Annotated in this window: 18 protein-coding genes; 14 read left to right on the top strand and 4 right to left on the bottom strand. The window is 39.6% G+C overall.

The window, feature by feature from the left end; all coding sequences use genetic code 11:
• Positions 1-33: 33 nt before the first annotated feature.
• Positions 34-207 (top strand): hypothetical protein, encoded by a 174-nt coding sequence (locus tag LEUCM_RS09910; RefSeq protein ID WP_011374865.1) that lies wholly within the window; start codon positions 34-36, stop codon positions 205-207.
• A gap of 132 nt (positions 208-339) precedes the next feature.
• Positions 340-819, top strand: a complete 480-nt coding sequence (locus LEUCM_RS06320; protein ID WP_011374866.1) for a nucleoside 2-deoxyribosyltransferase — start codon at positions 340-342, stop codon at positions 817-819.
• 51 nt (positions 820-870) lie between these two features.
• Here the strand turns inward: LEUCM_RS06320 and LEUCM_RS06315 are convergent, their stop codons facing one another.
• Together LEUCM_RS06315 and LEUCM_RS06310 are read right to left on the bottom strand one after the other, a co-directional pair.
• A complete protein-coding gene (locus LEUCM_RS06315; protein ID WP_025016367.1) occupies positions 871-2,244 on the bottom strand; it encodes a glycoside hydrolase family 1 protein in 1,374 nt (457 codons plus the stop codon).
• Between the two features lie 350 nt (positions 2,245-2,594).
• Positions 2,595-3,314: an MIP/aquaporin family protein gene (locus LEUCM_RS06310; protein ID WP_016265287.1), complete on the bottom strand. Its 720-nt coding sequence runs from the start codon at positions 3,312-3,314 to the stop codon at positions 2,595-2,597.
• A 216-nt stretch (positions 3,315-3,530) separates the two neighbouring features.
• On the opposite strand from LEUCM_RS06310, the gene LEUCM_RS06305 reads away from it, so the two are divergent.
• The 8 genes from LEUCM_RS06305 (at position 3,531) to LEUCM_RS06275 (ending at position 8,150) form a co-directional block, all read left to right on the top strand.
• Positions 3,531-4,202, top strand: coding sequence for a hypothetical protein (locus LEUCM_RS06305; RefSeq protein WP_016265288.1), 672 nt, complete (start codon positions 3,531-3,533; stop codon positions 4,200-4,202).
• Between the two features lie 124 nt (positions 4,203-4,326).
• Positions 4,327-5,019: a hypothetical protein gene (locus LEUCM_RS06300; RefSeq protein WP_016265289.1), complete on the top strand. Its 693-nt coding sequence runs from the start codon at positions 4,327-4,329 to the stop codon at positions 5,017-5,019.
• Positions 5,020-5,243: 224 nt separating this feature from the next.
• The gene (locus LEUCM_RS06295; RefSeq protein ID WP_016265290.1) at positions 5,244-5,678 is read left to right on the top strand and encodes a universal stress protein; all 435 of its coding nucleotides are present in this window, start codon (positions 5,244-5,246) and stop codon (positions 5,676-5,678) included.
• A 259-nt stretch (positions 5,679-5,937) separates the two neighbouring features.
• Positions 5,938-6,081 carry a hypothetical protein gene (locus tag LEUCM_RS09905; RefSeq protein ID WP_016265291.1) on the top strand — a complete coding sequence of 48 codons (144 nt, stop codon included), beginning with the start codon at positions 5,938-5,940 and terminating at the stop codon, positions 6,079-6,081.
• Positions 6,082-6,219: 138 nt separating this feature from the next.
• A complete protein-coding gene (locus LEUCM_RS06290; protein WP_016265292.1) occupies positions 6,220-6,426 on the top strand; it encodes a hypothetical protein in 207 nt (68 codons plus the stop codon).
• A 59-nt stretch (positions 6,427-6,485) separates the two neighbouring features.
• A complete protein-coding gene (locus LEUCM_RS06285) occupies positions 6,486-7,076 on the top strand; it encodes a C39 family peptidase (RefSeq protein ID WP_035148743.1) in 591 nt (196 codons plus the stop codon).
• A 21-nt stretch (positions 7,077-7,097) separates the two neighbouring features.
• Entirely contained in the window at positions 7,098-7,817 is a 720-nt protein-coding gene (locus LEUCM_RS06280) for a hypothetical protein (RefSeq protein WP_016265294.1), read from the top strand.
• Positions 7,818-7,838: 21 nt separating this feature from the next.
• Entirely contained in the window at positions 7,839-8,150 is a 312-nt protein-coding gene (locus tag LEUCM_RS06275) for a hypothetical protein (RefSeq protein ID WP_016265295.1), read from the top strand.
• A 113-nt stretch (positions 8,151-8,263) separates the two neighbouring features.
• On the opposite strand, the gene LEUCM_RS06270 is transcribed toward LEUCM_RS06275, so the two are convergent.
• On the bottom strand, positions 8,264-9,610 hold the full coding sequence (locus LEUCM_RS06270; RefSeq protein WP_016265296.1) for a glucose-6-phosphate isomerase: 1,347 nt from the start codon (positions 9,608-9,610) through the stop codon (positions 8,264-8,266).
• 549 nt (positions 9,611-10,159) lie between these two features.
• On the opposite strand from LEUCM_RS06270, the gene trpX reads away from it, so the two are divergent.
• The 4 genes from trpX to spxB all read left to right on the top strand — a co-directional run bounded on the left by trpX (position 10,160) and on the right by spxB (position 14,815).
• Positions 10,160-11,161: a tryptophan ABC transporter substrate-binding protein gene (gene trpX / locus LEUCM_RS06265; RefSeq protein WP_016265297.1), complete on the top strand. Its 1,002-nt coding sequence runs from the start codon at positions 10,160-10,162 to the stop codon at positions 11,159-11,161.
• Positions 11,158-12,021 carry an ABC transporter permease gene (locus LEUCM_RS06260; RefSeq protein ID WP_011374884.1) on the top strand — a complete coding sequence of 288 codons (864 nt, stop codon included), beginning with the start codon at positions 11,158-11,160 and terminating at the stop codon, positions 12,019-12,021. The genes trpX and LEUCM_RS06260 overlap by 4 nt, the downstream gene beginning before the upstream one ends.
• Complete coding sequence (locus tag LEUCM_RS06255; protein WP_025016364.1) at positions 12,018-12,776, top strand: ABC transporter ATP-binding protein; 759 nt, start codon at positions 12,018-12,020, stop codon at positions 12,774-12,776. Before LEUCM_RS06260 ends, LEUCM_RS06255 begins: the two co-directional genes overlap by 4 nt.
• Before the next feature lie 203 nt (positions 12,777-12,979).
• Positions 12,980-14,815, top strand: a complete 1,836-nt coding sequence (gene spxB / locus LEUCM_RS06250) for a pyruvate oxidase (protein ID WP_025016363.1) — start codon at positions 12,980-12,982, stop codon at positions 14,813-14,815.
• A gap of 53 nt (positions 14,816-14,868) precedes the next feature.
• On the opposite strand, the gene pnuC is transcribed toward spxB, so the two are convergent.
• A complete protein-coding gene (pnuC, locus tag LEUCM_RS06245) occupies positions 14,869-15,627 on the bottom strand; it encodes a nicotinamide riboside transporter PnuC (protein WP_016265300.1) in 759 nt (252 codons plus the stop codon).
• Positions 15,628-15,856: the final 229 nt, after the last annotated feature.

Raw genomic sequence — 15,856 nt, 5'->3', positions numbered from 1 at the left:
ATAGATACACTGAAATAAAAGAGGTACATTAATATGAAAGATAAAGATCAAAAGAAACTCGAAATCGCTAAGAAACAGTATAAAAAGCTAGCTAATCGCCCCCTTGCTAAGGAACGTAAAAAAGCAGTTGGGACATCTTCTATTTATCTGTTTGTCGTTGTTGCGGTAATTTTAATTGCGCTAGCCATTTTTCTTAAACAGCGTTAAATCAAAAAAGGTTGCTGAAGCAACCTTTTTTTGATTGAATGTTTTTTATTTACCGTCTATAATGAAGTAGTTCACTCTTTTAAGCTTAACTGCTTATCTAAAACACGAACATTATCCAGAAAGGCGGCTCTTATGTCTACCAACAAAAAAATCTATCTCGCAGGTCCTTTTTTTAGTCCTGAACAAATCGAAAGACTCGACAAGGTTGCGGCCCTCCTAGCGCAAAATCCAACAGTTGAGACCGAAAGTATTTTCCGCCCCAATCAACATAGCTATTCAGAAGCTGAATTTGGTAGTTTTGAATGGCAAACCGCTACTTTCGGATTTGATATTCGCCAAATTGATCAAGCTGATCTCGTTGTAGCAGTATTAGACTATCAAACAGAATCAGGTCAATTTGAACCCGACTCAGGAACGATGTGGGAATGCGGTTATGCTTTTGCCCATAACAAACCCGTTGTTTTAGCACGTTATAAAGATGATTTACCGATTAACTTAATGTTATCCGGTAGTGCGACAGCTGTCTTCAACGGCGATGCAGATCTTACTAATCTAGCAACTTACGACTTTAACGCGCTTCAAACTAAATACGTTGCAACTAAAATTTATTAATTAAAAAATGTCTCGCTAAACTATTCTTGGTCTAGCGAGACATTTTTTTAATTAGAACCCATTATTTTCCGTTAATTGACGATACCAATGACCACTTTTCTTCATAGTCCGTTGTGCATTATGCTCCAGATCAACCCGGAAGAAACCATAGCGATTTCTAAACCCGTTTAACCAAGACCAACAATCATTAAACGTCCAAGTATGGTAGCCAAAGCAACTACTACCATCTGCAATCGCTTTGTGTAATTGGCGTAAATGTTCCTGCATAAATTCAATCCGATAGTCATCTTGAATCTCACCGTCTGCAGCCATAAACCGTTCTTCATCTGCGACACCCATGCCGTTTTCAGAAACATACCATGGAATATTCTGATAGTCGTTCTTCATCATCATCGCAACATCATACAAGGCTTCTGGATAGATTTCCCAGCCACGATATGGATTAATTCGCCGTTCTGGCCAGACGTAATTCTCATAGAGGTCATCGGTCGTCAACGCCGGGAAGTGTGGATTGGTTGGTGCCTGTACTCGCAATGGTTGGTAATAATTAACACCAATGAAATCAACACGGTTAGCCGCTAATAAATCTCGGTCACCGACTTCAGTAACAGGCGTCAATTGGTGTTCCGCCAACAACGTTATCAAAGCAGGTGGCACCTGGCCTAAAACTGTTGGTTCTAAGAAACTCTTAGCCAAAAGTAAATCCGCTTTTTCTTTAGCTGCCAAGTCTGCTGGCGCATCACTCTTCGCATAAGCTGGTGTAATATTGAGAATAATTCCAATTTGACCGTCTGGTTTTACTTTTCTAAATTCAGCAACCGCCGCAGCGTGCGCCAACAAAGTATGGTAGCCTACTTGAACTGCCTTCTTGAAATCAATGATGTCTGGATAATGGTAACCCGTTAAATAACCACATTCAATATGAACGATTGGTTCATTAAAAGTCGTCCAACGGTCCACCAAATCACCAAATAATTCAAATGCCGTTTTGGCATATCGCGCAAAGGCCGTTACTGATTCTCGGTTTTCCCATCCGCCCTTTTCCATTAACCACCAAGGCATGTCAAAATGGAATAAATTGATGATTGGTGTAATATTAGCAGCCTTCAAACGTTTAAAATAATCTCGGTAAAACGCGACCGCTTCCGGATTAACATGTTCCCCGTCTGGCATTAGGCGGGTCCAAGCAATTGAGGTCCTGAATGAATTCAAACCAATCTTTTGCATATTTTGAACGTCTTCCTTGTACAATCGGTAAGTGTCACTGGCTGAATCAGGGCCCTGGTCGCCATTAAACTTCTCAGGGTGCATTTCAAACCATTTGTCCCATGTTGAGGCCGACTTACCATAATTAAGCGCATAGCCTTCTGATTGGGGTGCTGACGTGGCTGCGCCCCACATAAAATATTCTGGAAATTTGATCATTGACTCTTCTCCTTTAAAATGTAATCGGCATCATTTGTTATAACTTTATTGTAGCATGCCTTGTTTTAAGTTTCACTAAATAACTAATCGCTAATCAGGCGGGTTTGCAATCGCTGTCATTGACTCATTTTACCATTTATCATTATTTTTTATACATTTTTTATGTTTTATGCGTAATTTACTTTAATTTTAGTGGTATTTATGATATATTTTAGCAGGAATGATTAATACTCCCCCAAGTAAGATCATTTCGATACTCATAAGATACCCGGCTCACTCTCTTCCCCAATTAGAGTTTAAGCCGGGTATTTTTGTGCAAAAAAAATAGCCCTCGCGGACTATTTTGATCATTATGCAAAAATAATTTGATAGATTCCTGCACCACAGATTGCGCCAATAATTGGTGCAACGACTGGTACCCAAGCATAACTCCATTGTGAGTCGCCTTTGTTCTTAAGTGGTGTCAACATGTGCACCAAACGTGGGCCTAAATCACGAGCTGGGTTCAAGGCAGGACCTGTTGGGCCACCTAATGAAGCCACTAATGTCATAACCAATAAACCAACAACGATATGTCCGGCAGCGCCAAACTTACCAGCACCGATTGCTAAAGCACCGAAAACTAAGATAAATGTACCAAGGAATTCGTTTACGAAACCATTCATACGGCTATGAGCAGCATCAATTGTAACGAATGATCCTAAGATACCTTCTTGGTTTGTTGTGCGATCGTAATATGGTTTGTAAGCTGCAACCAATAATAATTGGCCAACCATTGCGCCTAAGAATTGAACAATGATGTATGGTAATACGTTTTCCCATGGGAATAAGCCCATCACTGCAAAACTTAATGTAACAGCTGGATTAAGATGGTTACCAGAAATGCTACCAAACATAACGGCGGGAATCATAACCCCACAACCATATCCAAAAGCGATTAAAAACCAATCACTACTAAAACCTTTTGTTCCTTTTAATTCAACGTTGGCTACTGCCCCGTTACCAAAAATAATCATAATTGCAGTTCCAATAAATTCGGCAGCCAAACGGGTTGTCAAAGAAGCATCCACTACTATTTCCTCCTAATGTTAACATAAGTATATATATCATGATACGTGATAATTTTCAGAAAAACAATTACGATTTATAATTAAAGCCCTTTTATGAAAAAAATCGTCTCTTTTTCACATAATTCTATTAAAAATAACTTGCTTAAATTGTGTAAAATGGGATAATATTCATTGGTTAACCATGTTAACGCTGATTATCTAATTGGAGGTCACTTTATGAACTTAATGTTAGCCGTTATTCTCTATTTCGGCTTAGCCATCTTCGGATTGGGCTTATTACTACTCTTGTTCCTTCTTATCTTTAAAAAAAGCATTAAAGCCGCGTTGATCATTGCATTAATTGGCTTGCTCGTCGCAGCCGCACCAGTTGGTTATCAATACTATCTAACACAAAAGGCTGCTCATGAGGCACAAGTTAAACTTGAAAAACGCGAGAAAAACTTCAATAAACATGAACGTCAATTCTTAAAACACATCAAGCAAGCAACTGCTTCAACAGAATATGTTGCTCAAAAATACACTGCCACTTGGGAAACCTTAATTAAGGATGGTTCTGTCACAATCGGTGATTCAACTTATACCGATAATGAAAGTGCAATTGCTGGTGAAGGTCGGCTTCTAGTTGCCAAAGGTAAACTTGATGACGCTGATAATTACTACGCCATTGCGCAAACCGATTATGAGAGCATGAAAGATTACAAGACGAGTCATAATAAAGAACAACTGGTCTATGCTAAGAACGTTTTAGATAAAACAAATGCCTTTATCTTAGCAGCAACTCGTCCTAATAGTACGTATCAAGATTATGCAGATGATATTTACAAAACCAATAAACGTCACGTCCGCGCGATCGATCAGCTAAAGAATGCTCGTTCAACTGAGGATTAATACGTTTAATTGAGTATTTTTTAAATTTAAGTACCGACAGTTTTGTCCGATAAAATAAAATGCTGGGGAGCATTTTATTTTTTGAATTTGTGGTTAACCCCATTATATTTTGGAGGGTGAAGAAATGCGTCGAATAAAGTTACTGAGTTTATTAATGAGTCTTCTTTTACTACTAACTGCCTGCGGTAATCCCGTAGCGGTTAAGCTTCACGAAAATGGGAGCGGGTTCAATGCAACCGTCACTGGGAAAACTAAGAAAAAACGTGTCTACTGGCAAATTGGTGATCAAACTCATTCTGTGAAAGTAACTGATGGTACTTTTGAAGTTGATATTCCCTACAAGGCTAAAGAATATCGCGTCACATTTGCTGATAACGAACAACTTAATAATCCAACATACTTACAAGGTCCTGCTGCAACACCTATTACAAAATGGTCAACTTTCATCGCACGTTACAATCCTTTAGCTCATCAAAAGAATTTAGGTGTTTTCGATGCTAAATCAATTGAAGGTATCCGCTCTGATCAAGTTGATGACCATAACGTCATTTCTATCAATGCTAGCAGCGGTGAAATTTTAGGAATTTCTGTTAAGTCGCTAGATGCAAAGAATAACCTAATGTTTAAAAATTACCTAACTGCCTTTACGACAAGTATCGGCAGTCCGGAAGAACAGATCAAAAAACTAGTCAACCAGTCTTTCAATCAACCTAACAAGCTATTACAACTAACAACTAAAAATATTCGTTACTCAATCATCACAACAACCAATCAAAAACATAAGATGACGCAACTTGCGATTACGCACGCTGAATAACACAAAAAAAGGCCTGAAGTTGACAAGCTTCAGGCCTTTTTTATTTAATTAAATTATATAAGTAGTTTTTAATTTCGGGAGAAATTATTCACAAGTTCAGTATACCTTATATCCATAATCACGTAAACGATCGGTCAAGCACAACTTAATACCACCAAATCAAATTAGCAGAAAAAGCTAATCTATTGTGTTATATTTAAGTTATTGAAAAGGAGGTTTTTATCATGTTAGAATATCATAATATTTTAGTTGGATTAGACGGTTCAGAATTAGCTGATAAGGCGCTTAAACAGGCGATTGAAGTGGCTAAACGTAATCATGCCAAACTTTTTATTGCTCAGATTATTCCGGATGAAGTCTCTGTCAGCACAAGTATCACATACCCCGCTTCTTCTCTAGATGCTGAACGCAAATCAACGAAACTCTATTTGGAAGAAAAAGCACAAGAAGCCAAAGATCAAGGCGTTGAAGAGGTTCAAACAATCTTCAAGGTTGGCTCACCACGGCGTGAATTAGCCGTTACGATTCCTCAAGAAGCTAATATCGATCTAACCATTGTGGGTGTTAGTGGTAAGGGTGCTATTGAACGCCTTCTCATTGGATCAGTTGCGCAATTCATCAGTATCCATTCCACAACTAACGTCTTATTAGTTAAATAAAAGCGAACGCGGCTTTAAAATTCGGTAAAGATTGCTTTGATGGCTAAAGTATTTTATAAATACTATTTCATTCGTATTTAGCATTCACTAAGCATTATTATCAGACGGTTTTATTAACGACGTTCGCCTTCTGCGTATCATTAATAATCATTTTTTGGTTATTGATTGCCTATCACCCTCTTGCTAATGTTAATAATTGTTATATAATGAAGGCTAAATCCCCTCTTAACAACTATATTTCAAGTAAGGAGTGTTATGCGTGGCATTTGATATTACTAAACTTTCGGATCAGCATCTAAAGGCCGCATGGCACAAACACCGAAAACAAATCTTAACAACATTAAGCCATCCTACAACTTGGTTTAATCAAATTAACCGCCTTTTAATGGCCTTTTTTAAATAAATAATAAGTGTCTAGTGTTTAACAGAATCTTGTTTAACACTAGACGCTTTACTTTTGTCCGTTGATGGCTGTCCTACACACAAAATGGTATACTGCTATATAAGAAGTCTTTTACGACAATGAAAGCGAGGCTTTTTTATGCTGGCAATTCTATTAGTGATTTTGGAAATTCTTATTAGTACGGCCCTTATTCTCTGGACCAAACATACTTGGGATTTACCCGTTCTTTTAATGGGCGGCGGTCTCATCTTATTAGCACTTTTTACGCAAATGTGGTGGCAAATCATTTGCATTAGTCTACTGATAACTGGTTATGAACTACTCGCCAGCCACTATCATCTATAGCAAGGAGCTCTTATTTTGAAACTTAAAAAAAGCATCGCTTAAAACTACTAGGATTACTATTGGTCGTCGGCATTGGTTTGTTCATTGTCCAATCTCAATTAGGGAATCCACTATTAAAAACGCAAAACGCCCAGTCTGCACAAGATATCACTAAAAAACCGAAAAAAGTCCTATTAGATATCAAACCAATTTCACAGTTTCCAGAATTACCAACCGGCTGTGAAATTACCGCCGTCGCAATGCTGATGTCATACAAAGATGTTGATTTACCCAAAACAGCTATCCCGGAATTGATTCCCTACACAGACACCGGCGACATGGAATCCGGCTTTTGGGGTAATCCATTTGATGATTCTGGTTACACTATGTACCCACCCGCTTGGGCCGATTTATTCGATCAATATCTAGGTAGTTTTACCGACCTTTCCGACGCATCCGTTTCAACACTGAAGAAGACACTTGACCAACAAAAAACAATCGTCGCTTGGATTAATTACCACGGCCAACCTGCCCATTCAGTTTTAATTATCGGTTATGATCAAGATCATTTCTTTTTTAACGACCCTTACACGGGTAAACGTAAAACAATGACGTTTAAGACTTTCTGGAAAATTGCGAGTTATCAAGGGCACCGAGCAATGACCTATTAAGTTTAATTGGGAGGATTTATCATGTTTAAGCACCAAACACTCACACTATTATTAGGCACTAGTCTCTTATTATTAACAGCTTGCCAAGCAAAACAAGCTAGTACTAACTCAGCATCATCTTCATCTCAACAACCAGCTTCACAATCCGAAACGGCTTCCTCAAAAATAGTCTCCAAAACAACAACATCCTCATCAACAACTAGTCAGGCGGTTCAAGAAACCACCCATTCCTATACCGATAGTCAAAAAGCAGCGATTACTCATGATTTCTTAAATTGGGCCGGTCAACGCGCTGAAGTTGGTAATATGGCTGTTAGTGACTGGTACTTTGACCATGGTGCTGACGATCCTGGTGATTGGTACGCCGAAACACCGGATGGCCGAATTTTAGTTCAACACGGTGAAGGTGATGGTCGCCACTACCCCATTCAAGCAGTTGGTGGTTGCATCTTTTATACAGCGTTAGATGGCACAACTGGTATCGATTCACAATTATACGATTCCTACGCCAGAAACTATGCTAGCAATATGGACATGAGCCGCCCAATTAGTAAATATTTATTAGGCGATAACGGTGTAGTTTATGAACTTAAAACGGGTAACGGTCAAACTACCAACACGGAAGATGGCTTTGCATTAGCACCATTTAGCGGTAGTAGAAATACCACGCCCACCCCATTTACCGTTTCACAAGATACGGCCGCACAACAGGAATTAAAATCGTTGTTAGCCGCCTATTAAATACATTTCAAGGAGAATTCAATGAATAATGCAGCTTTATTAGAGTATCTCGAAGCAAACTCGCGTGCCCTCGATACCTTTCGCGATAAAAGTCTCGATTATCAAAATGAAAAAAATATGAAACGCCAACCCGCTAAACGTTGGAATGAAGCTAAGATTGATCGCGCCGTCGATAAGATGGTTGCCGAATTTATTGCTAGTATCCAACAAAAGATGGCCTTTAACATTCGGGGTGAACATGCCGATGAGTACCAAACGTGGGTCGATTTCATCGAACAAAATGAGGTCTTAGAAGGCCTCGAAGAGTCAGTCAATGAAATGACATTTGAATAATATAGGTAAACTAGCGGCGGGTCAAAATTAATTTGGGCCTGACGCTTTTTTTATGCAACAAAAAAGCGACTAAAAATAAATTTTAGTCGCTTTTTTAAAATGTCAGTCTTAAATTATAGACGTTCATTTAATTCTTTGCCAAGTTCTTCGAAGCCAGGTTTGCCAAGTAATGCAAACATGTTCTTCTTGTAAGCTTCAACACCAGGTTGGTTGAATGGGTTAATACCATTTAAGTAACCTGAGATTGAAACTGCTAATTCGAAGAATGTGATCATGTAACCTAATGTGTAGGCTGTTTGATCAGGAATATTAACGGTCATAACAGGAACGCCACCATCAGTATGTGCTAAAACAACACCTTGGTAAGCTTTCTTGTTAACGAAGTCCATTGTGTGGCCTTCTAAGTAACCTAAACCATCTAAGTTTTGTTCGTCGGCTGGGATGTCAATGTCGCTGTTAGGTTTTTCAACGTTAACAACAGTTTCCATCAAGTTACGACGACCTTCTTGAATGTATTGACCTAATGAATGTAAGTCAGTTGAGAAGTTAGCGCTTGAAGGGTAGATACCTTTTTGGTCTTTACCTTCAGATTCGCCCATCAATTGCTTCCACCATTCTGAGAAGTATTGCAATGTTGGTTCGTAATTTTCTAATAATTCAGTTGTGTAACCCTTACGGTATAAGATGTTACGTAATGCAGCATATTTGTATGCATCATTCTTAGTAACGTCTGTATCTGTATATTCTAAGCGTGCGTCAGCGGCACCCTTCATTAATTGATCAATATCGCCACCAGCAACGGCAATTGGTAATAAACCAACAGCTGTTAATACTGAGAAACGACCACCGATATCATCAGGCACAACAAATTCTGCATAGCCTTCTGCATCTGATTCAGTCTTCAAAGCACCTTTAGCGCGGTCAGTTGTTGCGTAGATCCGGCCTTTAGCTTCTTCTTTACCATATTTCTTGATTAACTTATCTTTTAAGACACGGAAAGCAATTGAAGGTTCCGTTGTTGTCCCTGATTTTGAGATAACGTTGATTGAGAAATCGCGGTCACCGATCAAGTTAACTAAGTCTGATAAGTAGCTTGAACTAATTGAGTTCCCAGCGAATAAAACTTGTGGGAAATCGCGTTGTTCTGCTGGTAACATGTTGTAGAACGTGTTGTTTAAGAAATCAATTGCAGCTTTAGCGCCGAGGTATGAACCACCGATACCAATTGCAACGAAGATTTCTGAATCGCTCTTAATCTTAGCAGCAGCTTCTTTAATACGTGCAAATTCGTCTTTGTCGTAATTAACTGGTAAATCTAAGAAGCCACGAAAATCGTTGCCTGCGCCAGTTCCTTCACGTAATTGTGAATCTGCAGCATTAACCATTGCTTGCATTTCTGCAAGTTCGTTTGATTGAACAAATTTGTCCAAACGTGATGCATCAAATGAAATATGTGCCATAGTAGTCTATTCCTCCTGTTTTTAAAACACAAGTATACTTAATAACTTTAGCTTTTTTAGGGCTAAAATGCAAGCCAGATTGCCCCCTTTTTCACGCAAGTTTCGGTTTCTTTTCAGAATTTATTTTCTTAAAGGCCTTGACTTCATTCTGGCAAGCCGCTATACTTTTCAACATCAAATAAAACGGAGGTTACTGAAAATGACAAACACTCACTTAGTACAATTGAATATTCGTTGGCAAAGCCGCTAAGTGAGATTGTATACCGTCGTGGGATACAGTCTTTTGATTGTATCCATGCGGCCATTCATCAGTAATCGATTGAATTTTAAGCCTACATGGATTTTACTCGAGGAAATCCATGTAGGCTTTTTCTGTCCCCTACATGACTATGTGGGGGACTTTTTTTATTTGAGAAATAAGTGCGTTCAGCCTGGTTATACTTTGAGGAGTAGCCTAGTCCAGTGAATGAACGATGTAATCGTTCGTTTGCGGGACGTAGCTAACCGCAGAAGTATGGGCTGAAAAGCACGTTAAAGGAGCTTTTGTCAATGTCTAAACTAAAACGTTTTTTACCACTCATTTTAATTTTCGGTAGTTTACTCACACTGCTAGGTATCAAAAAAATTAAAGAAGCCCACCAACCTGATTTGCCAACCGTTGGTATTTTACAGCCCTTATCCCATCCCGCACTTGACGAAATCCACCGCGGCATTGTCGCAGGTTTAGCGAGTGCCGGCTATCATAATCATCAAAATATTAAAATTGATTTTCAAAACGCACAAAACGATCAAAGTAACTTGCGTCTAATGAGCAACCGTTTTGTTACCGAAAAGGCAAAGATCACCATCGGCATTGCGACACCAGCCGCCCAAAGCCTTGCTAATGCCACTAAACAACTGCCAATTATCCTAGGCGCCATCACCGATCCGGCAAGTGCAAACCTCGTTAAAAATAACCAACATCCCGGCGCCAATATCACCGGCGTTTCCGACCAAGCGCCCATTCAAAAACAACTCGATTTAATGCAAGCCATCATGCCACAGCTTAAAACCGTTGGGATCTTATATTCTAGCAGTGATAATTCGGCAACCAGTCAAATGCATTTATTCAAACAACTCGCTGAACAAAAAGGTCTCCAAGTCGTTGAGGCCAGCCTTAGTTCCGTCAACGATCTTGAACAGGTCAGCCAAAATCTAGCGCCTAAAGTTGACGCAATTTACGTACCGACCGATAACACAATTGCCAGTGCGATGGGCACACTTGTCCACGTCACCGATAAAACTAAAACACCGGTCTTTCCTTCGGCTGAAACGATGGTTAAAGACGGCGGGCTTGCCACTGTTGGCTTGAGTCAATATGATTTGGGCGTTGAAACCGGCAAAATGGCCGCTGCCGTTTTAAGCGGTCGTTCAAAACCCGCTTCAACACCCATTCGCTATTTACGTAAAGGCCACCTTGTCTTAAATCTCAAAAAGGCCAAAGACTTACACATCACCATTCCTCAAAATCTTGTCAAAACCGCTAAAGAAAAAGGAGCGATTATCAAATGAGCCTCATTATTTCAACCATCGACCAAGGATTATTATGGAGTTTACTTAGTTTAGGGGTCTTCATTACCTTCCGAATTTTAAAATTTCCTGATATGACTGTCGAAGGTAGCTTCCCACTAGGCGCGGCATTAAGTGCCGTCATGCTACAACAACACAATATCGCCCTTTCGCTACTCGTTGCCTTTGTTGGCGGTTGTCTTGCCGGGTTAGTCACTGCCATCTTATACAATTATTTTCACGTTCAGAGCCTCTTAGCCGGTATCTTGACACTAACCGGTCTTTATTCAGTTAACTTGCGTATTTTAGGCCAAGCCAACCTCGCAATCGGTGATCAACATAATCTCTACCAATTGCCTTTTTTACAACAATTCACTGTCGATCAACGGCTACTAATTTTGAACCTCATCATTATTGTCGTGGCGATGTTGGCCCTTGCCTTATTACTCTACACTGAATTTGGACAAGCACTCATTGCCGCTGGTGATAATCCGACAATGGCACTTTCTCAAGGTATCGCCGTCAAACGGACTAAGACAATCGGAATCGTCCTTTCCAATGGTCTCATCGCTTTAGCAGGTGGTTTGGTTGCGCAATATAACGGCTTTGCAGACGTCAATATGGGGATTGGCGTAATGGTCATTGGCCTATCCGCCATTATCATCGGTGAGCGGCTATTAGTCGGTCACCACTTCATTTCTAAATTAATCAGCATCATCCTCGGGAGTATCGTCTACCGTTTAATCTTATTATTGGTCCTCCAACTTGGCTTTAATGCTAATGATTTCAAACTGTTCTCAGCAATTATCCTCGCCATCTTCATCATTGCACCACAACAAAAGAAAGGAATGACCACAAAATGACGCCTCGTATGACTTTAAACCAAATAAGTTATCAAATATCTGATGATAATGACCAAAAACAATTACTCGACCAGTTAAGCCTTGACATCAATCCCGGAGAATTCGTTGTGCTACTAGGAGCCAACGGTGCTGGTAAATCAACTTTTTTCAACACTGTTGCTGGTGATTTAACGCCGACGAGTGGCCAAATTATTTTTAATGGGCAAGAGATTACCAAGCAATCTGCCCAACAGCGGACACGTTTAATTAGTCGTGTTTATCAAGATCCTAAATTAGGGACAGCCGCTGATATGACCGTCGCCGAAAACATCCTATTAGCCATGCGGCGTGGTCAGCGGCGTCGTTTGTTGCCCCGTCGTCTAAAACAACAATTACCACAAATTAAGGCTCTCGCCAAAACCTTACCCAATCATCTAGAGCAACAGCTTAACCGACCGGTCAGCGCCTTATCTGGTGGACAACGTCAAACCCTTAACTTCTTGATGGCAACTATTCAAAAACCTGAATTGCTACTATTAGATGAACATACATCTGCCCTAGATGCCGTTTCAAGCCAGGCACTGATGGCTTTTACAGATCAAACCATTCAGGATAATCAACTCACCTGTTTGATGATTACTCATGATTTGGAAGATGCCTTGCGTTATGGCAACCGCCTTTTAGTGTTAAAAGCCGGTCAATTAATTGCTGATTTTAATGCGGTGGAAAAACAACAACTAACAACTGAAAAACTCCTTAATTATCTTAATGCCTAAAAAATAACAAGCGTTCCTAGTTCTGAATCATGTTCAGAATATGGGATACTTGTTATTTTATTTTGTCACAATACCAGTAATTAGTTCAGTCCGTTGATAAAAGAAGCGAAACGCTTGTAATCGATTTCAACGTGTGCTAAATTATATGTCATAAGGTTGTGCGCAACCTAAATCGTTAATTCACTTAAAGGAGTTCTTTTACTATGACTGGTACAAATACTGAAATGCAAAAAACTATTCCAGCAAGCGTTGCAATGCTTCGCGTTCTTGAATCTTGGGGAGTTGACCATGTTTTTGGTTATCCTGGTGGCTCATTTAATTCAACAATGCGTGCATTAACGGTTGAACAAGACCGACTTAAATATATCCAAGTACGTCATGAACAAGTTGGTGCACTTGCTGCCGCTGCTGATGCTAAATTAACGGGTAAAATTGGGGTTGCTTTTGGTTCTGCTGGTCCTGGTGCAACAAATCTTTTGACAGGCTTATACGATGCTAAAGAAGATCACGCCCCTGTTTTAGCATTAGTTGGTCAAGTTCCAAATACAAATATGAACTACAACTACTTCCAAGAATTTAATGAAAATCCAATGTTTGATGACGTTTCCGTTTATAACCGCCTCGTTATGACGCCAGAAAGTCTACCATATGTTGTTGATAAGGCTATTCGTGAAGCATACAAACACAAGGGTGTTGCAGTTGTTATTATTCCTAATAACTTTGGTTACGTTGAAATTCCAGACACACCATACAGCTCAAGCTCACCAACAGATCGTAAACAAGTTGCCGGTCCTGTTGCTACTGATGAAGAAGTTGACCAATTCTTAGCAATGGTCAAAGATGCCAAACGGCCTGTGATCCACGTCGGTCGTGGGATTAAAGATGGCGGCGACAAACTCGTTGAATTATCGAAGAAATTACAAATTCCAATCGTCATGACTGGTCTTGCAAAAGGCTTAGTACCTGATAGTTATGAAGGTAACTTAGGCATGGCTAACCGGGCTGCTTCAAAAGCTGCCGATGAAATCATGGCCGTTAGTGATCTTGTGATTGCCATCGGTGCCGACTTCCCATTTGCTAACTTAATTTACCGGACACACGACTTTAAATTCGTTCAAATCGATAATGACGAAGCACAATTTGGCCGTCACCATTTCTTAGATTTTGGTATCTGGTCAGATGCAACTACTTTTGTTGAAAAAGTGGTTGCCCGTAGTCAAGCTGCTGCACCAAGTCCATTCTTCAAGGCTGCCGTTGCTGATATGAAGAACTGGCAAGCTTATCTTGATGCCTTAACAAATCGGCCATCTGATCCACTTGAATTTGAACCAATCTATAAAGAAATCAATCGGATTGCTGACCCAGATGCTGTCTTTTCAATTGATGTTGGTGATAATATCATCAATAGTTTCCGCCACTTGCACTTAACACCGAAGAATAAATGGGTCATTTCAGCCCTCTTTGCTTCAATGGGGTCAGGCGTGCCTGGTGCCTTAGCTGGTCAACTCAGCTACCCAGATCGTCAAGTCTTCAATATTGCTGGTGATGGTGCCTTTTCAATGGTGATGCAAGATTTAATCACCGAAAAGAAATACCGATTACCAATCATCAATATCATCACTTCTAATGCTTCATTAAACTTCATTAAGAGTGAACAAGATGATTTACCAATGGATTATTCAGGAATCTTTATCGAAGATCAAGACTTCGCGATGATTGCCCAAGCAATGGGCGTTGAATCAATCACCGTTCGTTCTTCTAAAGAATTACCTGCCGCTTTTGACAAAGCTCTTGAAGTCACAAAAGCAGGTCGCCCATTCTTAATCGATGCCAAGATTACTGACAAACGTAGTATTCCTGTTGAAGAATTAGAATTAACCATCAAAGATGGCAAGCTTACAGAATCAATTAGCGCAAGCTATGATGCTTCTCGTCCTGCCGGCAAAGAATACAGCGTTACTGATTTCTTCGCTGAATATGATGGCCAATCACTTAAAACGTTGCCAGAATTATTCGCAGAAAATGGCGTTGAACTCTAATATTTTCAAATAAAAAAGCATCCTAACACATATTAGGATGCTTTTTTGATGCTTTAATTTTCAGCAATCGTTTCTTTTGGATGGAACCAAACAACATTCTTATCGAAGAATGATACTAAATCGTTTGATAAGTACAAGATGTAGGTGAAGAAGAGTACCCAGTTAGAACCGCCTTGCATCGCTGTGATGCCCCATAACGTAATCGAAACAATACTTTGAATAAACCAGAAGTAGTAACTTTCTTTAAAACGTAACGTTGTCAATAACGCACCAGTAAAGCCAACCGAAGCGGCAACACTATCAATCAACGGCCGTGGGCTATCTGTCATATTACTTTCCCAGAGATATAACAACCCTACTGAAGCAGCGAAGAATAATAACGTCAGTACCCAGTTACGAAGACCCTTACCGCGACTCGCAAGACCACGGACTTTTTTATCGACATTTTGTGCCCAATCTGGCATCAATAAGACCGGAATATCTAACATAATAATGTAGACTGTTTGTAATAACATATCATTATAGTTTTTAGCGTTGTAAGCCACAATAATGTAGATTAACGCAGAAATAATCCCAAAAACACCATTTAAGGGTTTGGTATTAGTGATACTAATCGTACATGTAAAACCTAACATGCCCGCAAACATCGTTAAGATTGAAACACTGTTAATTGGTCCACCTGAAACTGTGGCAGCTAAAATAAAACCCAAACCAAACATTAATAAGCCATAACTGGCTGTTGTCCAGCCCTTCATTTGTTGGATATACCACTTTGGATTAAATACACTGGCGATTGCACGACTATCTTGCATTGATCAAAAACCCTCTTTATATCAAATTAGTTATTTATTCAGATCGTCAACACCATTTTCTATATCTTGGTGCCTTCGAAGAATTAACAACACTATATATAGTACACGCAGACTTTTTAAATTTAAACTCTTGTATTTAATTCAAAATATGGTAGCTCTCAAATCGTAATTTTTAGAATGCTTGGTAGTACGCCAATGCAAGCGCTGAACTAGTCCAATTAAAAAAAGA

Origin of the sequence: Latilactobacillus sakei subsp. sakei DSM 20017 = JCM 1157 (assembly GCF_002370355.1) — a bacterium.
Classification (GTDB): Bacteria; Bacillota; Bacilli; order Lactobacillales; family Lactobacillaceae; genus Latilactobacillus; species Latilactobacillus sakei.
Note: the sequence above shows the minus strand (reverse complement) of the source record. Positions and strands in the feature narration are given on the sequence as shown.